A 22383-nucleotide genomic window follows, 5' to 3' on the forward strand; every position below is an offset into this window, starting at 1 on the left:
CACGCATGCCACGACCGGATGCGCCATGCGACGCCATTGCTGAAGACGTAACAGTCAATTGCGTCGGGCGCCGATTCTCCTCCCAGCCCGGCCGCGCCATACTGTTAGCGTTACCTCCCACGGGTAACTCCCTCAGCGCCGCTCCATTCACAAGCAATGAACCTGAAAGAGGATGATCATGACCGCTCTTCGTTTCCATCGCGTGGGCCTCGCGCTCACCGCCTGCGCGACGCTGTTTGCCGCGCTGATCCAGCCCGTCCACGGCGCCGCGCCGGCTCCGGCAAAGCCGGCGTCACAGGCCGCCGCCGCCGTCAGCTACCACAAGGTCGACGTCGATGGCGTCAAGATCTTCTACCGCGAAGCCGGCCCGAAGAACGCTCCGGCCATCCTGCTGCTGCATGGTTTCCCGACCTCGTCCCACATGTTCCGCGAGCTGATCCCGAAGCTGTCCGACCGCTACCGCGTGATCGCGCCCGACTTTCCCGGCTACGGCCAGAGCGACCAGCCGCCGATGGACCGCTATACCTACAGCTTCGACAACCTGGCTGCCACCATCGACAAGTTCACCACCAAGGTCGGCCTCACCCGCTACGCCATGTACGTGATGGACTATGGCGCGCCGATCGGCTATCGGCTGGCGGCAGCCCATCCCGAACGGATCAGCGCCATCGTGGTCCAGAACGGCAATGCCTATGACGAGGGGCTGGACAACCCGTTCTGGGTGCCGGCCAAGGCCTACTGGAAGGACAAGAGCGAAGCCAATGCGGCCAAGCTGCGCCCCCTGTTCGAGTTCGACGCTACACGCTGGCAGTATTCCGAAGGCTATCGCGACCCGGCCAGCCACGTCAGTCCCGATTCCGCCGTGATCGACCAGGCCTATATGGACCGCCCCGGCAACAAGGCGATCCAGCTCGAGATGTTCTACAGCTACGGCACCAACCCGCCGCTGTATCCGGGCTGGCAGGCCTACTTCCGCAAGCACCAGCCGCCGATGCTGATCGTGTGGGGCAAGAACGACAAGATCTTCCCGGTCGAAGGCGCGAGTCCCTATCTGCGCGACCTGCCGAAGGCCGAGCTGCACCTGTTTGACACCGGCCACTTCGCGCTGGAAGAAGACGGCGAGCAGATCGCACGCCTGATGCGCGACTTCCTCGGGCGCACGGTCAAGCGCTGAGCCGGCCCGCCTGGGGCAGGTGGCATAATGACGCCCATCGACCACCCGTCCCAGGAAGGCGCGCATGACCGGCAACGCCAGAGCAGAGCAGCAAATCACCGTCAACGACATCGAGGTCGGCATGCGCGTCTACGAAGCGCTGGCGCACCACGCAAGGACGGGGCTGGGCGCGCCGATCGGCTACAAGGACTTGCTGACCCTGGCGCGCTCGCTACACGCGAAGGACGCGGTGCTCGGCCGGGCGGTCCCGATCGGGATCGGCATGAAGCTGCGTTTCGTCGACGCCTTCTGCGCCGCCCATGCCTGTCCCAGGCTGTCGAGCCTTGCGGTCGACCAGGAGAGCATGCTGCCGGCCAAGGGATACGACGGCGATTGGGAGGCCGACCGGCGCGCCGCCGCCGCATTCGACTGGTCGAACGCCGATGCGCAACTGCCGGCCTTCGCCAGCGCCCAGCGCGCCGCCGTGCCGGCCCGCCTGAAGCCGCGCAAGGAGCGCCCGGCCGACGTGTCCTGGTATGCCTATTTCTGCTCGCACCGCAAGGAGTGCGAGTGGATCGGCCAGGAAGACAAGCAGGAAATCATCAACCTGATCATGGCCGGCCTGGATCCGGAAACCGCGCTCCGGCGGGTCAAGGCGGCCAGGGCCGACGCCGCCGGCCCCACCTGAGCGGCATGAATTACTGGGCCACAGGTTTCGCCACCTCTTTCGCGATGCCTTCTGCTTCCTCCTGCGCCCGCTTAGCCGCAGCCTGCGGCGACAGCGGCGCCTCCAACGACGGCTCTTCGTCATGTTCTGCAGGCGGCACCGCATCCGCGTGCGGCTTGATCAGGTCGAGCCGCACCGCGTACCGTACCCCATTGCGATAGGCATTGGCCGCGATCTGTCCCGCATCGTTGATGGCGCGCGGATCGCTGATGTCCCACCCCGAGGCGGGATTGATCAGCGCGTTCAGGCTCTGCATCTTCTTGCCGCGCCAGATGAAGCCGGACAGGTGATCGCTGCCGCCGACGATGTGGCCGCGGTTGTTGATGCCGTTGCCTCCGCTCGAGCGCTCCACGGTGGGCGGGCGGCCGTCGATGTCGATCAGGCGCCCGCGGCTGTACAGGAAGGCGACCCGGTTGCGGAAGAAGGTCGGCACCCCGGCGTAGCCGGTGGCCTGGCCGCGGTCGTTGATGGACAGCGCGCCGTTGGGCGTCCAGCCAAAGTCGCCCAGGTCGCGCATCTTGCCCTTGGTCCAAATAAAGGAACGCAATGGCTGGTCGGGGAAGGTCAGCGGACCGGATTCGCCGGCGATCTGGTTCTTGTTGTTGAGGGAAGCGGAGAAGGTGATCGGATTTGTGCCGGGGAAGTCGTTGGGCAGGTCGCCGATATCCGTCAGCGCGCCATTCGGCGCGCGCAGGAAGCTGCTGATGCCTTCATTGAAGGGCGTATCCGACGCGTAGGCCGTGATGTAGCCGGCATTGTTGATGTCGCGCCAGGTGGTGAACCTGCCGCCGATGACGCCGATGTCGCGTAATCTGGCGCAGTCGTAGACGAAGCCGCGCTGCTGGCCGCCGCTGGTGGTCCACTGGCCCAACACCTGGCCCTTGTCGTTGATGGCGACGGCGACGCTGGCCGTGCCTTTCAGTCTGCCCAGGTCCACCAGGCCCTTGCCGCGATTGAGGAAGGCGTGGTTCACCGTGGGCGTATAGGGATAGTAGCCGACCACCACGCCGGCGCTGTTGATGTCGGCGGCCGTGCTGTTGGCCGGCCCCACCACCGTGACCTTGTACTCGGGGTAGGCCGAGGCCGCGCCGGCCAGGGTGAACGACATCACGACCAGTGACAGGCGATGACGCAAGTGCATGACGATCTCCTTGGGTTGGTAATGAGAGGGGAAACTTACTGCGCGACCGGCCGCACCACCTCGCGTTCCTGGGCCTGCGCCTCGGCCTTGGCCAGCGCCGCCTCCAGCGCCGGCGAGGCCGGGAAGGCCAGCAGTTCGGCCCGGGCCTCGGGGTCCAGCGCCGGCGCCGTGTCGACATGTGGGCGGATCAGGTCCAGGCGCACCGCGTAGCGCACGCCGTTGCGGCCGGCGACGGCCGCGATCTGGCCGGCGTCATTGATGGCGATCGGGTTGCTGATGTCCCAGCCCGATGCCGGATCGATCAGCGCGTTGAGGCTCTCCATGCGCTTGCCGCGCCAGATGAAACCCGACAGGTGGCTGCTGGTGCCGACCACGTGGCCGCGGTTGTTGATGCCGTTGCCGCTGCTGAACTTGTACTCGGTGGCCGGGCGGGTATCGAGCATGACCATGCGTCCGTGGCTGTACAGGAAAGCGGAGCTGTCGCGCGGCCCTGCGGGCAGGTATGCCTCGCCGGCGATCTGGCCGCGGTCGTTGATCGCGTGTCCCGTATTGGGCGTCGAACCCAGGTCGCCCAGGTCGCGAATCGTGCCGTTCTTCCAGACGAAGGCGCGGTATCCCGGCTCCGGGGTGTTGAAGCGCCCGGACCGGCCGGTGATCTGGTTGCGGTTATTGAGCGCGGTGGGGACGGTTTGCGGTGCGCCGCTGCCGTCCCAGGGAATCTCGCCCAGGTGGGTGAAGGCGCCGTTCGGCGCGCGCAGGTAGCCGCGTATCTCGCCGGTCTCGGCGGCCCCGGCCGCGCTGATGTAGCCGGCATCGTTGATGTCGGTGTAGGTCGTGAACTTGCCGGGAATCGGGGCGATGTCGCGCGCCTTGCCGCAGGCATAGATGAAGCCGCGCTGCCGTCCGTCGGCGGTGCTCCAGTTGCCGACCACTTCGCCGCGTTCGTTGATGCCCGTGGCAACGCTCGATACGCCCTTCAGGGCGCCCAGGTCGACCAGGCCTTTGCCGCGGTTGAGGAAGGCGCGCCGCCGCTCGCCGCCGACCGGATAGCTGCCGACCACCACGCCGGCGTTGTTGATGCCGTGGACCCAGCTGTTGGCCGGGCCGACCACCGTCACCCGGTATTCGGGGTAGGCCCAGGCACTGCCGGCCACGGTGAACGACAGCAGGACCAGCGACAGGCGATGATGCAGATACATGACGATCTCCTCGATGAATGAGAGTGGCGGCCTCATTGCGCAACCGGTTGCACGATCTCCCGCGCCTGCCCTTCGGCCTCGGCCCGCGCCAAGGCCGCCGCCTGCGCCGACGATTGCGCCGTGGCCGCCGCCACCTCGGCCGCCTGGTCGGCATCCAGCGCCGGATCCGCCAGGCCGTGCGGCCGGATCAGGTCGAGCCGGATCGCATACTGCACGCCGTTGCGGATGGCGGTGGCGGCGATCTGGCCGGCATCGTTGATGGCCTGTGCATCCGTGATGTTCCAGCCGGGTTTGGGATCGACCAGCGCGTTCAGCCCCTGCATCCGCTTGCCGCGCCAGACGAAGCCCTGCAGGTGGTCGCTATAGCCGACGATATGGCCATGGTGGTTGATGCCGAATCCTTCGCTATACCTCGGCTCGATGGCGGTGCGGTTATCGATGCTCTCCAGGCGTCCATTGCTGTACAGGTAGGCCACGCGGTCGTGCACGCCGCCGGCGAGGACCGCGGCGAAACCCGTGGCCTGGCCACGGTCGTTGATCGCATTGGCGCTGTTGGGCGTCAGCCCGAAGTCGCCCAGGTCGCGCAGCGTGCCCCTGGTCCAGATGACGGCGCGGTACGGTTGCTCCGGGAACGCCAGCGGCCCCGATTTGCCGGCGACCTGGTTGCGGTTGTTCAGCGCGTAGACCTGGGTGATCGGGTGCTCGACAGGCAGGTGGCCGATGGCCGTCAAGCGGCCGTTCGGCGCGCGCAGGTGACTGCTCGGGTCGCTGTCGGTGTAGCTGGTGGCGATCGTATAACCCGCATTGTTGATGTCGCTGTAGACCGAGCCGCTGCCGATCACGCCGATATCGCGTTGCCTGCCGCAGGAATAGATGAAGCCGCGCAGCTGGCCGCCGGCGCCGACCCAGTTGCCGAGCACCTCGCCCTTGTCGTTGACGGCCACCGCGCCGCTCGACGTGCCCAGCGCGCCCAGCCTGACCAGGCCCTTGCCGCGGTTGATGAAGCCGTGAGTGGCGCCGCCCACCGGATAACTGCCGACCACGGCGCCGGCCCCGTTGATGTCGGCGGCGCTGCTGCCAGGCGGGCCGACGATCGTTACCCGGTACTCGGGGTAGGCGCAGGCGGCGCCGGCCACGGCGAAGGACAGCAGGAACAGCGCGATGCGATGAGGCGTGTGCCGCATAACAATTCTCCTTGTTAAACAAGGGCTTGCGTCGATTTGGCGGGCCCGTCGATCAACTTACGCCGTCGCCGTACGCTGGCTTTGGCGCCGCACAAGCCGGGCAGACGGGCGCCGGCCGCGCATGCCGAATCGATCAGCATGCGCGGCGAATGGGTTGGCGGATGGAATGGGAATGCTGGCCGTTAGCGTGTGCCGACGTCGTTCCCGCCCTCGCCGGGCGCCTTGGCGGGAAGTCGTTACCTCCAGTGCAGGTAACGACATGTCTTAGTCAGCCTCTATCCGGCCATGCCAGCTCGAAGCAGGTCCCGCCGCCTGCCGCGTGACAGCGCGCCTGGCCTCCATGCGCCAGCGCGATCGCCCGCACCACGGCCAAGCCCAGCCCGCTACCGGAGCCGCCCTGCAGGCGCGCCGCGTCGCCGCGCTGGAAGGCGTCGAACAGCTTCGAGGCGAACGCTGGGTCGATCCCCGGCCCGCTGTCCGTCACGCTGAGCCGGCATTCGCCGTCGCCCCACGCAAGCGCGATCTCGAGCCGGCCCGGCGCCGCATGGCAGCGCGCGTTTTCCAATAGCGCCAGCAAGGCCTGGCGCATGCGCGCCGGATCGCATTCGACCACGCCTTCCTGCAGCCGCAGTTCGGGCAACAGGCCTTTGGCGCGCAAGTCCGGCTCGGTCAGGGCCAGCACGTCGCGAATCCCGGCCGCCAGGTCGCAGCGTTCCACCTGCAGGGTCAGGTGGCCGCTGTCGGCCAGGCCCACCACCCGCAAGTCCTCGATCAGCCGTCCCAGGTTCTCGACCTGGGCCAGCAGGTTGCGAAACAGTTTTTCGCTCGGCTCGAACACGCCTTCGGCCAGGCCCTGCATGCGGCCGCGCAGGATCGTGATCGGGGTGCGCAGCTCGTGGGCGATGGCCGCGTTCCAGAACACCTGTTCCTGCGCCATCCGGTCCAGGCGTTCGGCCATCAGGTTGAAGTCTTCCACCAGCAGCGAAGCCTCGCCCAGGGAGCGGTCGTCGCTGGTCGCGCGCGCCGACAGGTCGCCGTTCGACACCCGGCGCAGGCTGCCCGCGACCGACGTCAATGGCGCCAGGATGCGGCGCGACAGCTTGGCGGCGGCGAACACCGCCAGCACCACCGCGCTCAGGGTCGACAGCACGATCCAGCCCCATTCCGGGCCCGAGGGCATCCAGGCGCCGGCCGGGGCCAGGTGGGCGGGCGCATAGGCGAACATCACGAAGTAAAAGACGTAGGAGCCGACCGTGATCGCCACCACCACGCTCAGCACCAGCAGCGTCATGGTCAGCACGATCTGGCGGCTCAGGCCATGGATGGGTTTCACGTCTTGCCGCCGAACTTGTAGCCGACGCCGCGGATCCCGCGCGGTACGTCGCCGATGCCCGCTTCCTCGAGCTTGCGGCGCAGCTTGCTGACGTGGCTGTCGACGGTGCGCTCGAGGGTATCGCCCTCGGGCAAGCAGTGGGTGAGCAGGTCGATGCGGCTGAACACCTGGCGCGGCGAGCGCGCCAGGTAGGCCAGCAGCTTGAATTCGGTCAGCGTCAGATTGAGCGCGGTTCGCCCGTCGGCCAGCGTGACCTCGTGCTTGTCCAGGTCGATGACGAGATCGTCGACGCGGATCACGGAAGCGCCGCTGCCCGCGCCGTGGGCCAGCGTGCGGCGCAGCACCGCCTGCGCGCGCGCCACCACCTCGGCCGGGTTGAAGGGCTTGACGACGTAGTCGTCGGCGCCGATGCGCAGGCCGGTCAGCTTGTCGACGTCCTGGTCCATCGCGGTCACCATGATCACCGGCGTGCCGCCGCGGCGGCGGATCTCGGACAGCACCATCCAGCCGTCCAGGCCCGGCATCTGCACGTCGAGCAGCACCAGGTCGGGCCGCGCCGTCAGGTGCAGTTCGAGCGCCTGGCGGCCATCCTGCGCGCGCAGCGTGCGAAAGCCGCCGCGCGAGAAATAGGCGGTGAGGATGACCGCGATCTCGTCGTCGTCCTCGGCGATCAGCACCAGGGCCGGTCCAGCGCCCGATTGCGCGGTCATCTCCATCGAATCTCCATACAAGGGCAACCGAATGCCAACGTGCACACCGCACAATCGCCGTTTGCCCGACCCGCTACTCTACCCATGCCCCAGTTTTTCATCAACCGTCCCGTGTTCGCCTGGGTGATCGCCCTGTTCATCGTGCTGCTGGGCGTGATCGCCATCCCGCAACTGCCGGTGGAACGCTATCCCAACGTGGCCCCGCCCACCGTCAGCATCACCGCCGTCTATCCGGGCGCGACGCCCCAGACCATGAACGACGCCGTGGTCGGCCTGATCGAGCGCGAACTCTCCAGCGTCAAGAACCTGCTGTATTTCGAGTCGTCGACCGATACCACCGGCACTGCCCAGATCACCGCCACCTTCCGGCCCGGCGTCGATCCCGACATGGCCCAGGTCGACGTGCAGAACCGCATCAAGGCGGTCGAGCCGCGCCTGCCGCAGACGGTGCGCCAGAACGGCCTGATCGTGGAGTCGACGATCTCGAACTTTTTGATGTTCATCGCGCTGACGTCGGACACCGGCGCCTTCGACGAGACCGACCTGGGCGACTACATGGCGCGCAACGTGGTCGAAGAATTGCGCCGGGTCGAGGGCGTCGGCAAGGTGCAGCTGTTCGGCGCCGAGAAGGCGATGCGGGTCTGGGTCGATCCGGCCAAACTGGTTGCCTACAATCTGTCGATGACTGATGTGACGGCCGCCATCGCGCGCCAGAACGCGCAGATCGCGCCGGGCCGCGTGGGCGACGCGCCGGCGCCGCCAGGGCAGCAGATCACGGTGCCGCTGACCGCCGAGGGCCAGCTGTCCACACCGGAAGCGTTCCGCGCCATTGTGCTGCGCGCGAACCCCGACGGCTCCACCTTGCTGCTGCAGGATGTAGCGCGCATCGAGCTGGGCGCGCAGAGCTATGGCTTCAGCACCCGCGAGAACGGCCACGTCGCCACCGCCGCCGGCGTCCAGATGGCGCCGGGCGCCAATGCGGTGGCCACCGCCGCCGGCGTGCGCGCGCGCCTAGCCGAACTGGGCAAGGCGATGCCGGCCGGGATGAAGGTCAGCGTGCCCTTCGACACCGCGCCGTTCGTGGAGATCTCGATCAAGAAGGTGGTGATGACCCTGCTCGAGGCCATGGTGCTGGTGTTCCTGGTGATGTACCTGTTCCTGCAGAACGTGCGCTATACGCTGATCCCGGCGCTGGTGGCGCCGATCGCGCTGCTGGGCACCTTCACGGTGATGATGATGGCCGGCTTCTCGGTCAATGTGCTGACCATGTTCGGCATGGTGCTGGCGATCGGCATCATCGTCGACGATGCGATCGTGGTGGTCGAGAACGTCGAGCGCCTGATGGCGACCGAGGGCTTGTCGCCCAAGGAGGCGACGATAAAGGCGATGCGCGAGATCACCGGCGCGGTGGTCGGCATCACCCTGGTGCTGACCGCCGTGTTCATCCCGATGGCCTTCGCCAGCGGTTCGGTGGGCGTGATCTACCGCCAGTTCTCGCTGTCGATGGTGGTCTCGATCCTGTTCTCGGCCTTCCTGGCGCTGTCGTTCACGCCGGCGCTGTGCGCCACCCTGCTCAAGCCGGTCGAGGGCGGCCATCACGAGAAAAAGGGCTTCTTCGGCTGGTTCAACCGCGGCTTCGAGCGTCTCACGGCGCGCTACTCGTCCACCACCACGGCGCTGGTCAAGCGCGCCGGCAGGATGATGCTGGCGTGGCTGGCGATCGGCATCGCGCTGGCCTTCGCCTTCGGCCGGCTGCCGTCGGCCTTCCTGCCCGAGGAAGACCAGGGTTATTTCATGACCTCGTTCCAGTTGCCGGGCGACGCCACCGTCGAACGCACGCTCGACGTGGTCAAGGCCTATGAAGCGCACGTGGCTTCGCGCCCCGGCCTGGGCGACAACGAGGCCATCCTCGGCTTCGGCTTTTCGGGCTCGGGTCCGAACGCGGCCATGGCCTTCACGATGCTCAAGGACTGGGACCAGCGCGACGGCGCCACCGCCCAGGGCGAGGTCGCCGCGGCGCAAGAGGCGATGAACGCCAGCCGCGAAGGCATGATCATGAGCCTGATGCCGCCGGCGATCGACGGCCTGGGCAACTCGTCCGGCTTTGCGCTGCGCCTGCAAGACCGTTCCAACCAGGGCCAGGCGGCGCTGATGGCGGCCCAGGACAAGCTCCTGGGCCTGGCCGCGCAAAGCCCGCTGGTGGCCGGCGTCTATCCCGAAGGCTTGCCGCCCGGCGTGAGCGTGCGCCTCGACATCGACCGCGCCAAGGCGCAGGTGCTGGGCGTGGCCTTCGCCGACATCAGCGACACCCTGTCGGCGGCGATGGGATCGGTGTACGTCAACGACTTCCCGAACGCCGGGCGCATGCAGCAGGTGATCGTGCAGGCCGAGGCCAGCGCCCGCATGCAGGTCGCCGACGTTCTCAAGCTGAATGTGCGCAACGTGAACGGCGGCATGGTGCCGCTGGCCGAGGTGGTCAAGCCCGTCTGGACCGAGGCGCCGCCGCAGCTGATCCGCTACCTGGGTTATCCGAGCGTGCGCATCGCGGGCGCCGCGGCGCCGGGCGCGTCCAGCGGCGAGGCGATGGACGAGATGGAGCGCCTGGCCGGCCAGCTGGGGCCCGGGTTCGCGGTCGAGTGGACTGGCCAGTCGTTGCAGGAACGCGAGACGGCGGCCCAGGCGCCGCTGCTGATGGCGCTGTCGATGCTGGTCGTGTTCCTGGTGCTGGCGGCGCTGTACGAGAGCTGGTCGATTCCGTTCTCGGTGATGCTGGTGGTGCCTCTTGGCCTGATCGGCGCGGTGGCGGCGGTGATGCTGCGCGGCCTGCCCAACGACGTGTTCTTCAAGGTCGGCATGATCACGGTGATCGGCCTGTCGGCCAAGAACGCGATCCTGATCGTGGAATTCGCCAAGCAGCTGCATGACGAAGGCAAGGGTTTGCTGGAGTCGGCGGTGGAGGCGGCGCGTCTGCGCCTGCGGCCTATCCTCATGACCTCGCTCGCCTTTGCGCTGGGCGTGGTGCCGCTGATGATCGCGTCAGGCGCCAGCGCCGAGACCCAGCATGCGATCGGCACCGGCGTGTTCGGCGGCATGGTGGCGGCCACCGTGCTGGCGGTGCTGTTCGTGCCGGCCTTCTTCGTGTTCGTCGTCGGCCTGCAGGAGCGCATCGCGCGCTGGCGCAAGCCGAAACACGGCCAACAGGTGAGCGAGCAGGCCAGGCATCCCACTCACCCGGAATAATTTCATTGAATCAGCTTTGGTTCGCGAAATAACATGAGATTATCCGAAACATCGTGTTTACCAGGGAAGGGCCAGCATGCATCTCAACTTTTGCCGCAGTTTGCCCCTCCTTGTTTTCGTATTGAGCGCAGTCGCCGTCGCGGATAGCCACGCGCAGGCGCAGGCGCCGAGCCGCGCAGAACGTGTCGCTGCGCGGCTTCCCGAAATAGACAAGATGTACACCGACCTTGCCGCGCAAGAGCATCTTCCGGGCCTGGTGTACGGTGTGGTGCTGGATGGCAAACTGGTGCATATCCGCTCGCTCGGCCTGGCTGATGTCGCGCGCAAGACCCCCGCGACCAGTTCGACCGAGTTCCGCATCGCTTCGATGAGCAAAAGCTTCGTGGCGATGGCAGCGCTGAAGTTGCGCGACGATGGCAAGTTGCGCCTCGACGATCCGGTGTCCAGCTATCTGCCAGAAGTACGCGGCGTCACCTTGCCGACCGCGGACTCGCCTGCATTGACGATTCGCCACCTGATGACCATGAGCGCTGGGCTGCCCGAGGACAATCCCTGGGGTGACCGCCAGATGGCCATCTCGAATGCCAGGATCGAACAACTGGTCGGCGCAGGGCTGTCGTTTTCCAGCGCTCCCGGCCAGACCTTCGAGTACAGCAACCTCGGCTACATCTTGCTGGGCAAGGTAGTCAGCAAGGCATCGGGCATGCGTTTCCAGGACTACGTCACGCGGGAGATCCTGCAGCCGTTGGGAATGCACGATACACGTTGGGAATATACCCAGGCCAAGCCTGGAAAGCTCGCCCTGGGTTACCGCTGGGACCGCGACCACTGGGAGACCGAACCGATCCTGCCCGATGGCGACGGCGCCGCGATGGGTGGGCTGATCACGACTGCGGATGACTTCGCGCGCTACATCGCCTTTCACCTGGATGCCTGGCCGGCCCGCAGCGATGCGGATCGCGGACCGCTGCGCCGTGCATCGGTTCGCGAGATGCATCTGCCGCAGGTATTTGCCGGCATGAGCGCCAAGGCCACCACTACCGATGGCAAGACATCGAATCCGCGTGTGGGTTTCTACAGCTACGGCCTGAACGTGTTGCGTGACAGCCGCGACGTGGTGACGGTCGGCCACGGGGGCGGGCTGCCCGGCTTTGGCAGCCAATACTATTTTTCGCCGGACCATGGAGTAGGCGTCTTCGCCTTTACGAACTTGCGCTACGGACCGGTATACGGCCGCACGGGAAAAGCGTTGTCGATGTTGGTCGAACGTGCCGATCTCGGTCCGAGGCCGATTGACGTGTCGCCCATTCTGGCTGCACGCTACCCGCAAGTAGCGCAACTGGTGCAGACGTGGGACGCACAGCTTGGAAGCACGATTGTGGCGGAGAATTTCTTCCTCGACCGCTCGCGTGAGGACTGGATGACGCACGCGCGAGAAAAGCTGGCGCCGATCGGGAAGATCACATCGGTCGGCCCCATCAGCGCTGAGAACAGACTGCGCGGCGCCTTTGCGCTGATCGGCGAGCGTGGCAAGGTGGACGTCAAATTTACGCTTACGCCCGAACACGAACCCAAGGTGCAGGAAGTCGAACTGACGCCGGCGAAGCAATAGCCGTCCAGCGTCAAGGCTTGGCGGGCGTGATGCGTCTATTCGACCGCCAGCCGCAGCGCGCCGGTGCGGTCAAGCACGTAGTGATCGAGGTCGCGCGCCAGCAGCAGGTTTCCGCTGTACTGGGCGCGCGCTTCTTCCTCGAGCAGCGACAGCGGCAGCGGTCCGCCGTCCTGGTAGCGCGGACTGAAATGGGTCAGCACCAGGTTGCGCACGCCGGCCCCTGCGGCGAAGTGCGCGACCCGCATGGCCGAGCTGTGCTGCGGGCCGGGACCGATCTTGTGCAGCACCTCCTCGGTATAGGTCGCCTCGTGCACCAGCACGTCGGCGCCCTGCGCGCTGGCGGCCAGCAGTTGCGGGCTGTCGTTGTCGCCGCCCACCACGATGCGGCGCGCGCGCCGCGGCGGCAGCAGGTAGTCGGCGGCGGCAATCGCGCGGTCGTCGGGCAGGACCACGTCGCGGCCCTGCTGGATCTCGCCCCATAGGGCTGACGAGGGAATGGCGTCGGCGCGCAGCTTGTCGGTATCGAGCCGGCGCTCGATCGCGGCTTCGGTGAAGCCATAGGCCCAGGATGGGATGCGGTGCGACAGGGCGGTGGCGTCGACGGCAAGTTCAGGTAATAGCGGACCATGCGTCAGCTCGTCGGGCGTCAGCCAGACGAGCGGGAAGGGCAGGTTCAATTCGCTGGCCTGCATGATGCACTCGATCATGGTGCGTAGCGGCGGCGGGCCGACGATCGTCAGCGGTTCGCTGCGGCCCAGCAGGCCGGCGCTGGCCAGCAGGCCGGGCAGTCCGTAGCAGTGGTCGCCGTGCATATGGGTGATGAACACGGCGCGCAGGCTCATCACCGACAGCGGGGTGCGCAGGAGGCGGTGCTGGGTGCCTTCGGCGCAGTCGACCAGCACCCACGAACGCGCGCCGCGCAGGCGCAGCGCCAGGCCGGACATATTGCGTTGCCGGGTCGGCGTGCCGGACGACGTGCCGAGGAAAATGAGTTCCATGCCTGCTTCTCGTGGGATGACGGCTTCCATTATCCAGTAACCCGGCACTGGCCGGCGCGCAGCCAGAACTCGCGGTGCAGGCCGGTGTCATACGGGACGGGAAGGTCGCCAACGGCGCGGCCATGCACGCCTTAGACCAGGGAGAGCCATATGCACACGCGTTTCGTTACCGCCGCATCCGCGGCTGGTCTTGTTGCATTGCTGGGGGCGGCGCCTGTCGCTGCTGCCAATCCGGCCGCACCGGTGCTGCAGGAGATGCAGGTACCGGTGGCCGGCATCAGCTGTTCGCGCATCGGGCCGCCACCGCAGCGGGTGACGCCCAGCGCCGAAGTGATCGACTCGATCGACGGCGTCTACCGGCTGTCGAATGGACAAAAACTCGGGATTGCCGCCAGCGACCAGCAGGTGGTGGCCGACTTCGGCCGCTGGCACCAGATCCCGCTGGTGGCGACCGCGCCCGAGCGCTTCGAATCGCGCGACGGCCTGGTGTGGGTGCGCTACGAAGCCGACGAAGACACCGAACGGATCGTGGTCAGCTATCCGGCCGACGCGCGCGGGCGCTACGCCGACGCCTGCTAGCGCCGGCCGTTAATGCTGCGGCGCCAGGCCGAACAGCAGCGAACGGTGGGCGCCGACGCCGGCCATCGCGCCGTCGGCCACGGCGAGCGCCACCGAGCTGGCGGCGCGCATGGCGTCGCCGCCGGCGAACACGCCCGGCACCGTGGTCTGGCGCGCCTCGTCGGTGCGGATATAGGGTCCGATGGGGCCTTCGTCGAAGGCGCAGCCGAGGTCCCTGGCGATCGGGCTGGCCATGTGCACGCGGCCGAAGGTGAACAGGCCGGCCATCGCTTCCCGCCGGCCGTCGGCCAGCACCACGGTAGCGTGGTCGGCAAGCCGCGCGACCGGGGTTTCGTCCACCTGCACGCCGCGTTCGGCGAGGTCGGCCCGTTGCGCTTCGTCGAGCGGGCACACGCCGTTGGTGAACAGGGTTACCTGGCCCCAGTGCGGCAGCATCTGCGCCTGGTGCACCGATAGTGGGCCGCTGGCCAGCACGCCGATGCGGCCTTCGTCCAGTTCGTAGCCGTGGCAGTAGGGACAATGGAACACGCTCTTGCCCCAGCGCTCGGCCAGGCCCTCGATCGGCGGCAACTCGTCGCGTACGCCGGTGGCCAGCACCAGGCGCCGGCCGCGCACGCGGTTCGCGCCATCGAGTTCGACGATGAAACCGTCGGCGTCTAGGTGCGCGGCGAGCGCCTGCCCGTCATGCCAGGCCACGTTCGGATAGACGGCGACGTTCGCTCGCCCTTCGCGCGCGATGGCCGCCGCCGGCTGGCCATCGCGGGTCAGGAAGCCGTGCGAGTCGCTGGCAAAGCGGTTGCGGCGCTGGCCGGCGTCGACCACCAGCACCTTGCGGCGCGCCCGCGCCAGTTGCAGGGCGGCCGACAGGCCGGCATAGCTGCCGCCGATGACGATGGCGTCGTATTCATCCAGGGGCATGTTCATGCTCGGGTCTCCTGTGCGGATGGTTGTCGTAGCGAAGATTGAAATCGCGCGACAGGTCGGCCAGCGTGACGTCGCCGAGGCGTTGCACCAGCAAGGCCTCGGCCTCCTGGAAGGCGTCCGCGAGCGAGGCGTTGACCACCTGTTCGACCAGGCAGGCGCTGTGCTCGTTGCGGTTGCCCATCGCGAACACGGTGGGCGCGCCGACTGCGTCGTAGACGTCGCGCAGGGTCACGGTGGCCAGGTCGCAGATGACGGTCCAGCCGCCGCCATGGCCGCGCTCGGAACTGATGTAGCCGCGCTCGCGCAGGCCGGCCAGCACGCGCCGCACCAGCACCGGGTTGGTGTCGAGCATGCCGGCCATCTGCTCCGAAGTCATCGGGCGCTCGCTGTGGGCCAGGTGCAGCAGCACGTGGAGGACGGAAGAAAGTTTGCTGTCGCGTTTCATGTAACTAATAATAGTACAAAACCGACGGCAATATGAAATTTTCTAACGTTCGGCCTGCGATTCCTCGTTCGGCGTCACCTTCGGCGGCAGCTTGAGCGTCGGCAGGTACCACCACATATAGGTGCTCACGCAGGCGCCGATCGCGATCATCGAGATCAGGATGGCAACGCTGTCGAAATGGCGCGTCGACCAGGCCATCGAGCCCCACAGCATCACGGTGGCGACGATCTTGCCTTTCAGCGGAATGCCGTGCCCGGCTTCGAAATTGGCAAGGTATTTCCCGAACACGGGATGGGCCAGCAGCCAGCGGTGCAGGCGTACGGAGCCGCGCGCGAAGCAGGCCGAGGCCAGCAGCAGGAAGGGCGTGGTCGGCAACAGCGGCAGGAAGATGCCGAGGATCCCCAGCAGGACGGCCAGCACCCCGGCCACGTTATAGAACAGTTTCATGCCGCCACTCTAGCATCCGGCGCAGCGGGGTGCCGTGTTTGCACTATTGCCGATCTGTTTATGCAAAAAGGAAACAGTCGGGAATATCTATATGCAACTTTAAGTTCCGTTTTGCAACTTACAGCCGCTAACTCGGTATAATGGCCGGCTCGACGACGGGCGCGTCTGTTCGGCAGTGGCAGGAATCGTTCTACGCCCGGCCTCCCTTTCCGCCTGCTGTCCGATTGCCGTCCGGCTTGTGCCGGCCACCGTCTTCCATGCCTTATTCCACATCGTCCAACCCCATCGTGGCCATGTTCGGCGGCTATTTTCGCCGGCGCGTGCTGCGCCAGCTCGCGCTCTACCTGGCGCTGATACTGGCCGTCGTGTGGGGCGGCGTGGCGGTGGAGCGGGCGCGCTTCGCCGCTCTGGCCGAAAGCGGCGCCCAGGCCAATGTGCAGAACCTGTCGCGCGCATTCTCCGAAGAGGTCAAGGCGACCGTCGCCCTGATCGACCTGTCGCTGGTCCAGCTGCGCGGCACCTGGCAGCGCGACCCCGCCAACTTCGCGCGCAGCGTGGCCGAACATGCGCGCCACCTGCGGGTGCCGATGCACCTCACCGTCACCGACGCCGAGGGCCGCCTGCTGTACACCGACGCCGCGGTCGACGGTTTCACGGCGCCGCAAGGCCTGGCGCTGGGCAACCTGCGCCAGTTCGCCGTCCACCGCGAGGGCGGCGGCGACCGGCTCTACGTCAGCCGCCCCGAGCGCAACCGTCTCTCGCAGCAGTGGGTGGTGCAGTTTACGCGGCCGATCCGCGCCGCGGACGGCCGCCTGGCCGGCGTGATCGCGGTGGCCATCCGGCCGGACTACTTCCTGCGCTTCTACGACAGCATCGACCTCGGCCCGGACGCGGCGGTCAGCCTGATGCGCCTGGACGCCACCGTGATCGCGCGCAGCTCGCGCGCGGACGGCAGCCGCCACATGGGCACGGCGATCCCCGACGCGCCGCAGACGCGCGACGCCAGCACCAGCGGCGCCTTCCGCAGGGCGAGCAGCCTGGACGGCATCGAGCGTTTCTACGCCTGGCGCAAGCTGCCCGAATACGGCCTGGTGGTCACGGTGGGCCAGGCGGTGACCGACGCCGAGGCGCGCTTCGCCCAGCAGCGCGCAGTGATGCGCAGCGCCGGCCTGGTGGTGTCGCTGGTCCCGGCGCCGCCGCGCGCGAAGGCGTCGAACGTGGTGCGGAAGGCGGCGCGCTTTTCCTCAGGCAGCAGCAGCTCGGCCGGGCTGCCGATCGCCTGCGCGGCGTCGATGCCGAAGATGCGCGTGGCCTGCGCATTCCAGTCGGTGATGCGGCCCTGGCGGTCGATGGCGACGAAGCCGTCGTGGGCGGTCTCGAGGATCGTCTTGAAGCGGCGCTCGTCGGCCGCGATGCGGTCGTGCGATTCGCGCAGCTCGAGCGTCATCGCCTGCGCCAGTTGCAGCGCGCGGCGGCGCGAACCGGCCAGCAGCCACACCACCAGGCTGACCAGGACTCCCAGCACGACCCCGGTGGCGGCCACCATCTGCGGGCGGTCGTGATCCAGCGTGGCCTCGAGGCTGGCGCTGGATGCCATCCGCACGGTCCAGGTGCGGCCGGCCATCTCCATGCGGGTGGCGGTGGAAAAGCGCGGCACCCCGGCGCGGTCGGCGCCGGGCGAGCGGTACAGCAGCGCATCCGGCGCCATGTGGTCGCCGTCATAGATCTCGACGTCGAGCTGGGGCGCCGCGATGCCGCCCACGCCGCGCATCAGGTCCTTCATGCGAAACGGCGAATAGATCCAGCCCAGCAGCGCCGTGCGGCGCTGCTCGACGGTGTCGACGTCGCGCCCGCTGCGGTACACCGGCAGGTACATCAGGAAGCCCGCATCGAGGCTGGCGCCGCCTTCCTGCACCAGCACCACCTTGCCGCTCAGCGCGGCCTGGCCGCTGTCGCGCGCCGCCGCCATCGCCGCGCGCCGCACCGGCTCGCTGTACATGTCGTAGCCGAAGGCGCGCAGGTTGCGCGCACTGAACGGTTCGATGTGCGAGATCGCCGTCTGCGGCTGGCCGCCGTCGGCCGGGTGCACGCGGTAGTTGGGGAAGCCCTCGGCGCGCACTTTGTCCTCGTGGGCGGCGAGCGCGCCCGGCGGGATCAGGGTGGCGACCGCCAGCGCCTCGAGGCCAGGGAAGGACTGGTCCAGGCGCAGCACCTCGTAATATTCGGCAAATTGGGCGCGGCTCAGGTCGACCGAGCCGCGCAGGTAGCCGCGCGCACCGCGCAGCACCTGCTCGTAGACCAGCAGGCGGCGTCCGATCGCGTAACCCATATCGCGGGTGCGGTAGTCGAAGGCTTCATGCAGCTGGGCCTCGGCATTGCGCTGGGCACTGGACCAGGCGCCGAAGGTCACCAGCAGGGTCAGCACGAACACCAGCAGCGCCATCAGGAGTGGCGCGTGGCCGGCAACGGAGGCCGACATCGGAGCTGGGGGGCGGTTGGCGGTCTGCTGCATGTCCTTGTGCTTGGCAGCCGGGGCGGCGGGGTTGATCGAAGAGGTCGGACTACGTAGCATACGCATCCTTGGATTGACGGGGCGCACGCGACTTTGCGCCTTTGTCAACGGAGTTGGTCAACTGGGCACAAGGATACTCCTTACTAAATGAAACATTCTAATCTGAAATATCCGCCTTGCAAGAGTGCGAAAGCGGGATGAGTTCCACGCTCTCGTCCTCCCTGAAACGCCATTGGCCCTTGACCATGCTGGCCGGCCTGTGCGGCCTGCTGCTGCTGCTGGGCATGCTGGCGCCATTGCGCGGCGGCAGCCATGAACTGCTGCTGGCCTTCCCGTCCACGGTGGGGGGAGCGCTGACCTTGCCGTCCGAGATCCGCCTGACGCGCGGCGTGCGCGACGTGCTGCTGCTGCGCAATGAGAGCAGGGCGCCGGTGGTGTTCGGCCCGCTCAAGATCGGCGCGGGGCGCGAACTGCGCCTGCCGTTCGGCGAGGCCGGCCTGTATGCGTATGCCTGCCCGCCGGTTGCCGGCAAGGTGGTGCGGGTGAGGGTGGTGGACGCGCCCGGCCCCGGCTGGGGCCGGCTTCGCTGGCGCCTGGACGAGCTGCGCCAGTGGGTGCGCTACCTGCCGCTGAGGTCCCCGGACGAGTAAATGTGCTCCCGGGCGGCCGCAATCGTACACCCGCGATGGCCCCGATTCTGTCATCATGGGGGCCATGTCGACGATTTCCATGCCACTGTTCCCGCTCAGTACGGTGCTGTTTCCGGACGGGGTGTTGCCGCTGCAGGTGTTCGAGGTGCGCTATCTCGACATGATCAGCCGCTGCATCCTCGAAGGCACACCGTTCGGCGTGGTGCTGCTGACGCATGGGCAAGAGGTGCGCCGGCCCGATGCCGAGCAGGAGCGCTTCGTGGCCGCCGGCACCATCGCCTCGGTCACCGAGACCACCACCGAGACGCCCGGCCTGCTGCAGGTACTGTGCCGCGGCGGCGCGCGTTTTTCCGTGGTCACCGCCGAGCAGCGCGTCAACGGCCTGTGGATGGCCGAGGCGCAACTGGTCGAGGACGACCACAGCGTCAACATCCCGTCCGAGCTGCAGGGCGCCTCCGACGCGCTCGACCGGATATTGAATTCGTTGCAAGACGTTCCCCAGCACCGCTGGCCGGTGCAGCCGCCGTTCCGGCTCGACGACTGCGGCTGGGTGGCCAACCGCTGGTGCGAGCTGCTGCCGCTGCCGAACCAGCAAAAGCATCATATGCTGATGCTCGACAACCCCGTGATCCGGCTCGAATTGCTGCATGACGTGCTGGATGAACATGGCTTGATCACTTCCTAGCCACAGCGCAGGGGCCCGGAATGAAATTTTCTGACGATCTTCTCATCGGGTACATCAACGGCGAACTCGCCGAACCGGCGCGCGCGGCGGTCGAACGGGCCATGCGCGCCGATCCGGTGCTGGCCGCGCGCATCGCCCACCACCGGGCCGAGCTGCAGCTCAAGGGCAATACGCGCAACGGGCGCATCGGCGTCTCGGCCAACGGCCACGACGGCAACCATGCCCAGCGTAGTGTGCCGCCGTGCGGCGCCAAGGTGGTGCAGCTCAACAGCCTGCGCCCGGGCCGCACGGTGCCGCCGCCGCAGATTGCCTATACCAATTGGTGCAAGCGCCACTGGGTGGCGGTCGGTGCGGCGTTGCTGGCGGGCGCCGCCGTGGGGGCCTTCGGCTGGCACAGCCTGGCGCAGGCGCCCGGCCTGGCCACGCTCGACCATGTCGATGGCGCCCTAGTGGCGCGCGGGCCGCTGGTGGCGGCGCTGGACGGCCAGCTGGCCAGCCCCGGGCCGTCCGACAGCGGGGTGCGCATCGGCGTCACCTTCGTCGCGAAAGACGGCGCTTATTGCCGCAGCTTCGTGGTTGACACCACCGCCGGCCTGGCCTGCCTGAAGGGCGGGCGCTGGAATATCCCGGTGCTGGCCCAGGATGGCGGCGGGGCCGCCTGGGTCGACGGCAGCCAGCCGCCGCCCGTCGTGCGCGAGGCGATCGACGCGCGCATTGCCGGCACCGTGCTCGATCCGGTGGCCGAACGCGCGGCCCAGCAACGTGGCTGGACGCGGTGAGACGGCCGCCCGGTAAACTGGCTTAAGCTGCATTGCGGCAGGGATTGGCTTTCTTTTGGTAAACTGTGTAGAAAACAGGCCGGCATATACATGGGTGGCGATTTCAGGTATCGTGTCACCCGCTAAAAGTGTCTCTACGTCCGCTTTATTCGGCCCGCCGGCCGGCTTGCCGCCGGGTAGTTCCGTCCGCCGGCTTATTCCCGTTCCTCCCTTCGCTGCGCGTCCATCGGCCCGCGATGGGGAGAACATGCCCGATCGTAGAGCTGAACGAATGAATGCAACCAAAAACTATGTCTGATTCTCCGAGCAATAACGCGAACAACAACGACGTCGCCGCCGTCCCGGACGCCGCGCCAGCCGTGCCGGCAGTTCCGGCCGCCGCCGAGGCTCCCACGGTACGCTTCGCCGACTTCGGCCTGGCGCCGGAAATCCTGCGTGCGCTCTCGGACCAGGGCTATGTCCATCCGACGCCGATCCAGGCCCAGGCGATTCCCGTGGTGCTCGAAGGCCGCGACGTCATGGGCGCAGCCCAGACCGGCACCGGCAAGACCGCCGGCTTCTCGCTGCCGATCCTGCAATTGCTGATGCCGCACGCGAACGCCAGCATGTCGCCGGCGCGCCATCCGGTGCGCGCCCTGGTGCTGGTGCCGACCCGCGAACTGGCGGTCCAGGTGGCCGACAACGTCAAGGCCTATGCCCGGCACACGCCGCTGCGCGCGACCGTGGTGTTCGGCGGCATGGACATGAAGCCGCAGACCGAGATCCTGCGCCGCGGCGTCGAGATCGTGATCGCCACCCCGGGCCGCCTGCTGGACCACATCGAGCAGAAGAACGTCAGCCTGGGCCAGGTGCAGATGCTGGTGATGGACGAAGCCGACCGCATGCTCGACATGGGCTTCCTGCCCGACCTGCAGCGCATCATCAACCTGTTGCCAAAGCAGCGCCAGAACCTGATGTTCTCGGCCACCTTCTCGCCCGAGATCAAGAAGCTGGCCAACACCTTCCTGAACAATCCGCTGACCATCGAAGTCGCGCGCAGCAACGCGACCGCCGAGAAAGTCACGCAGATCGTGTACAAGGTCGATGAGGAAGCCAAGCGCGACGTGGTCGAGCACCTGATCCGCTCGCGCGACATGAAGCAGGTGATCATCTTCTCGAACACCAAGATCGGCGCCTCGCGCCTGTCGACCCACCTTGAGAAGCGCGGCGTCAAGGCGTCGGCGATCCACGGCGACAAGACCCAGCAGGAGCGCATGGCGGCGCTGGACGCGTTCAAGAACGGCAGCGTCGAAGTGCTGGTGGCGACCGACGTCGCCGCGCGCGGCCTCGACATCTCGGACCTCCCGGCCGTGATCAACTACGACCTGCCGTACAACGCCGAAGACTATGTGCACCGCATCGGCCGCACCGGCCGCGCCGGCGCCTCGGGCGACGCCCTGTCGGTGTACTCGGACAAGGACGAGCGCCTGCTGGCCGACATCGAGAAGCTGATCAAGCAGACCATCACGCGCGGCACGCTGGAAGGCTTCGTGGCGCCAGGCAGCCGCGCTCGCGAAGGCGGCCGTGAGTTCGGCGCGCGCGAAGGTGGACGCGAAGGTGGACGCGAAGGTGCACGCGACTACGCTTCGCGCGACGCCGAACGCGGCGCCCGCCGCGGCGATGAGCGCGGCGAACGTGGCGGCCCGGCACGTGCGCCGCGTTCCGGACCAGGTCCCGGCGCGCGCCGCGAAAAGGTCGATCCGTGGTTCCTCAAGCCCTACGAACCGACCAGCAGCCCGCGCAAGGATCTCGATGCGGCGCCGCACGCGCCGGCCAAGCCGGCCAAGCAGAAGCTGGCTTTCCTGCTCGGTGGCGGACCGAAGGCGTAAGCCTGATCGTCAACGCCGAAGCGACTCGTTAGCCCAAGCACGTCGTCCCCGCGCAGGCGCTAGGCTAAGCCCACATCTGTGCAAGCTTCCAGCCTTGCGTTATGCTTCCGAAGCGTTCGAGTCCGTGCCGCATCGTGATGGGGCCTGCCCTGGCCTCTCTCGCGTAGCCCGTCCAACCTCCGAGACGGGCAATGATC

General features: G+C 67.5%; 19 protein-coding genes and 1 pseudogene. 10 read left to right on the plus strand and 10 right to left on the minus strand.

Features of this window, described 5'->3' with window-relative positions:
• The first annotated feature begins 178 nt into the window (after positions 1–178).
• Complete coding sequence (locus FVD38_RS02600; protein WP_147933401.1) at positions 179–1174, plus strand: alpha/beta fold hydrolase; 996 nt, start codon at positions 179–181, stop codon at positions 1172–1174.
• A 64-nt stretch (positions 1175–1238) separates the two neighbouring features.
• The gene (locus FVD38_RS02605) at positions 1239–1841 is read left to right on the plus strand and encodes a hypothetical protein (protein ID WP_147933402.1); all 603 of its coding nucleotides are present in this window, start codon (positions 1239–1241) and stop codon (positions 1839–1841) included.
• Between the two features lie 10 nt (positions 1842–1851).
• On the opposite strand, the gene FVD38_RS02610 is transcribed toward FVD38_RS02605, so the two are convergent.
• The 5 genes from FVD38_RS02610 to FVD38_RS02630 all read right to left on the minus strand — a co-directional run bounded on the left by FVD38_RS02610 (position 1852) and on the right by FVD38_RS02630 (position 7453).
• Entirely contained in the window at positions 1852–3021 is a 1170-nt protein-coding gene (locus FVD38_RS02610; protein WP_147933403.1) for an HAF repeat-containing protein, read from the minus strand.
• Between the two features lie 35 nt (positions 3022–3056).
• The gene (locus FVD38_RS26385) at positions 3057–4220 is read right to left on the minus strand and encodes an HAF repeat-containing protein (protein ID WP_187271459.1); all 1164 of its coding nucleotides are present in this window, start codon (positions 4218–4220) and stop codon (positions 3057–3059) included.
• Positions 4221–4252: 32 nt separating this feature from the next.
• Positions 4253–5404: an HAF repeat-containing protein gene (locus tag FVD38_RS02620; protein ID WP_147933404.1), complete on the minus strand. Its 1152-nt coding sequence runs from the start codon at positions 5402–5404 to the stop codon at positions 4253–4255.
• A 268-nt stretch (positions 5405–5672) separates the two neighbouring features.
• On the minus strand, positions 5673–6695 hold the full coding sequence (locus FVD38_RS02625; protein WP_147933425.1) for an ATP-binding protein: 1023 nt from the start codon (positions 6693–6695) through the stop codon (positions 5673–5675).
• Positions 6696–6733: 38 nt separating this feature from the next.
• Complete coding sequence (locus FVD38_RS02630; protein ID WP_147933405.1) at positions 6734–7453, minus strand: response regulator; 720 nt, start codon at positions 7451–7453, stop codon at positions 6734–6736.
• A 78-nt stretch (positions 7454–7531) separates the two neighbouring features.
• Here FVD38_RS02630 and FVD38_RS02635 point away from each other — a divergent pair, with 78 nt between their 5' ends.
• Both FVD38_RS02635 and FVD38_RS02640 read left to right on the plus strand, forming a co-directional pair.
• On the plus strand, positions 7532–10687 hold the full coding sequence (locus FVD38_RS02635) for a multidrug efflux RND transporter permease subunit (RefSeq protein WP_147933406.1): 3156 nt from the start codon (positions 7532–7534) through the stop codon (positions 10685–10687).
• A gap of 76 nt (positions 10688–10763) precedes the next feature.
• Positions 10764–12299, plus strand: a complete 1536-nt coding sequence (locus tag FVD38_RS02640) for a serine hydrolase domain-containing protein (RefSeq protein WP_147933407.1) — start codon at positions 10764–10766, stop codon at positions 12297–12299.
• A gap of 35 nt (positions 12300–12334) precedes the next feature.
• Here FVD38_RS02640 and FVD38_RS02645 read toward each other — a convergent pair whose 3' ends face one another.
• A complete protein-coding gene (locus FVD38_RS02645; protein WP_147933408.1) occupies positions 12335–13297 on the minus strand; it encodes a ribonuclease Z in 963 nt (320 codons plus the stop codon).
• A 150-nt stretch (positions 13298–13447) separates the two neighbouring features.
• On the opposite strand from FVD38_RS02645, the gene FVD38_RS02650 reads away from it, so the two are divergent.
• On the plus strand, positions 13448–13876 hold the full coding sequence (locus FVD38_RS02650) for a hypothetical protein (RefSeq protein ID WP_147933409.1): 429 nt from the start codon (positions 13448–13450) through the stop codon (positions 13874–13876).
• 9 nt (positions 13877–13885) lie between these two features.
• Here FVD38_RS02650 and FVD38_RS02655 read toward each other — a convergent pair whose 3' ends face one another.
• Genes FVD38_RS02655 through FVD38_RS02665 form a run of 3 tightly spaced genes read right to left on the minus strand, consistent with a single transcriptional unit; the run spans position 13886 to position 15692 of the window.
• A complete protein-coding gene (locus FVD38_RS02655) occupies positions 13886–14794 on the minus strand; it encodes an NAD(P)/FAD-dependent oxidoreductase (protein WP_370660622.1) in 909 nt (302 codons plus the stop codon).
• Positions 14781–15245 carry an Rrf2 family transcriptional regulator gene (locus FVD38_RS02660; RefSeq protein ID WP_147933411.1) on the minus strand — a complete coding sequence of 155 codons (465 nt, stop codon included), beginning with the start codon at positions 15243–15245 and terminating at the stop codon, positions 14781–14783. The genes FVD38_RS02655 and FVD38_RS02660 overlap by 14 nt, the downstream gene beginning before the upstream one ends.
• Positions 15246–15287: 42 nt before the next feature.
• Positions 15288–15692 (minus strand): YbaN family protein, encoded by a 405-nt coding sequence (locus FVD38_RS02665; protein WP_147933412.1) that lies wholly within the window; start codon positions 15690–15692, stop codon positions 15288–15290.
• Positions 15693–16597: 905 nt separating this feature from the next.
• Between FVD38_RS02665 and FVD38_RS27265 the strand changes: the two are divergent.
• Positions 16598–16735 (plus strand): annotated as a pseudogene (locus FVD38_RS27265) (hypothetical protein); the annotation flags it as partial.
• A gap of 14 nt (positions 16736–16749) precedes the next feature.
• Here the strand turns inward: FVD38_RS27265 and FVD38_RS02670 are convergent.
• Positions 16750–18264, minus strand: coding sequence for a CHASE domain-containing protein (locus FVD38_RS02670; RefSeq protein WP_229493357.1), 1515 nt, complete (start codon positions 18262–18264; stop codon positions 16750–16752).
• Positions 18265–18401: 137 nt separating this feature from the next.
• On the opposite strand from FVD38_RS02670, the gene FVD38_RS02675 reads away from it, so the two are divergent.
• The 4 genes from FVD38_RS02675 (at position 18402) to FVD38_RS02690 (ending at position 22186) form a co-directional block, all read left to right on the plus strand.
• Entirely contained in the window at positions 18402–18854 is a 453-nt protein-coding gene (locus FVD38_RS02675; protein ID WP_147933413.1) for a hypothetical protein, read from the plus strand.
• Between the two features lie 64 nt (positions 18855–18918).
• On the plus strand, positions 18919–19539 hold the full coding sequence (locus FVD38_RS02680) for an LON peptidase substrate-binding domain-containing protein (RefSeq protein WP_183407434.1): 621 nt from the start codon (positions 18919–18921) through the stop codon (positions 19537–19539).
• Positions 19540–19559: 20 nt separating this feature from the next.
• Positions 19560–20318, plus strand: a complete 759-nt coding sequence (locus tag FVD38_RS02685) for an anti-sigma factor (protein ID WP_147933414.1) — start codon at positions 19560–19562, stop codon at positions 20316–20318.
• A gap of 290 nt (positions 20319–20608) precedes the next feature.
• A complete protein-coding gene (locus FVD38_RS02690; protein WP_147933415.1) occupies positions 20609–22186 on the plus strand; it encodes a DEAD/DEAH box helicase in 1578 nt (525 codons plus the stop codon).
• The last annotated feature ends 197 nt before the right edge of the window (positions 22187–22383 follow it).

Origin of the sequence: Massilia arenae, from assembly GCF_008014745.1 — a bacterium.
GTDB classification, from domain to species: domain Bacteria; phylum Pseudomonadota; class Gammaproteobacteria; order Burkholderiales; family Burkholderiaceae_D; genus Telluria; species Telluria arenae.

Excerpts from the sequence above, each read along its gene's own strand:
- FVD38_RS02600 (WP_147933401.1), top strand. The coding sequence starts at position 179 with ATGACCGCTCTTCGTTTCCATCGCGTGGGCCTCGCGCTCACCGCCTGC.
- FVD38_RS02605 (WP_147933402.1), top strand. The coding sequence starts at position 1,239 with ATGACCGGCAACGCCAGAGCAGAGCAGCAAATCACCGTCAACGACATC.
- FVD38_RS02610 (WP_147933403.1), bottom strand. The coding sequence starts at position 3,021 with ATGCACTTGCGTCATCGCCTGTCACTGGTCGTGATGTCGTTCACCCTG.
- FVD38_RS26385 (WP_187271459.1), bottom strand. The coding sequence starts at position 4,220 with ATGTATCTGCATCATCGCCTGTCGCTGGTCCTGCTGTCGTTCACCGTG.
- FVD38_RS02620 (WP_147933404.1), bottom strand. The coding sequence starts at position 5,404 with ATGCGGCACACGCCTCATCGCATCGCGCTGTTCCTGCTGTCCTTCGCC.
- FVD38_RS02625 (WP_147933425.1), bottom strand. The coding sequence starts at position 6,695 with ATGACGCTGCTGGTGCTGAGCGTGGTGGTGGCGATCACGGTCGGCTCC.
- FVD38_RS02630 (WP_147933405.1), bottom strand. The coding sequence starts at position 7,453 with ATGGAGATGACCGCGCAATCGGGCGCTGGACCGGCCCTGGTGCTGATC.
- FVD38_RS02635 (WP_147933406.1), top strand. The coding sequence starts at position 7,532 with ATGCCCCAGTTTTTCATCAACCGTCCCGTGTTCGCCTGGGTGATCGCC.
- FVD38_RS02640 (WP_147933407.1), top strand. The coding sequence starts at position 10,764 with ATGCATCTCAACTTTTGCCGCAGTTTGCCCCTCCTTGTTTTCGTATTG.
- FVD38_RS02645 (WP_147933408.1), bottom strand. The coding sequence starts at position 13,297 with ATGGAACTCATTTTCCTCGGCACGTCGTCCGGCACGCCGACCCGGCAA.
- FVD38_RS02650 (WP_147933409.1), top strand. The coding sequence starts at position 13,448 with ATGCACACGCGTTTCGTTACCGCCGCATCCGCGGCTGGTCTTGTTGCA.
- FVD38_RS02655 (WP_370660622.1), bottom strand. The coding sequence starts at position 14,794 with ATGCCCCTGGATGAATACGACGCCATCGTCATCGGCGGCAGCTATGCC.
- FVD38_RS02660 (WP_147933411.1), bottom strand. The coding sequence starts at position 15,245 with ATGAAACGCGACAGCAAACTTTCTTCCGTCCTCCACGTGCTGCTGCAC.
- FVD38_RS02665 (WP_147933412.1), bottom strand. The coding sequence starts at position 15,692 with ATGAAACTGTTCTATAACGTGGCCGGGGTGCTGGCCGTCCTGCTGGGG.
- FVD38_RS02670 (WP_229493357.1), bottom strand. The coding sequence starts at position 18,264 with ATGCTACGTAGTCCGACCTCTTCGATCAACCCCGCCGCCCCGGCTGCC.
- FVD38_RS02675 (WP_147933413.1), top strand. The coding sequence starts at position 18,402 with ATGAGTTCCACGCTCTCGTCCTCCCTGAAACGCCATTGGCCCTTGACC.
- FVD38_RS02680 (WP_183407434.1), top strand. The coding sequence starts at position 18,919 with ATGTCGACGATTTCCATGCCACTGTTCCCGCTCAGTACGGTGCTGTTT.
- FVD38_RS02685 (WP_147933414.1), top strand. The coding sequence starts at position 19,560 with ATGAAATTTTCTGACGATCTTCTCATCGGGTACATCAACGGCGAACTC.
- FVD38_RS02690 (WP_147933415.1), top strand. The coding sequence starts at position 20,609 with ATGTCTGATTCTCCGAGCAATAACGCGAACAACAACGACGTCGCCGCC.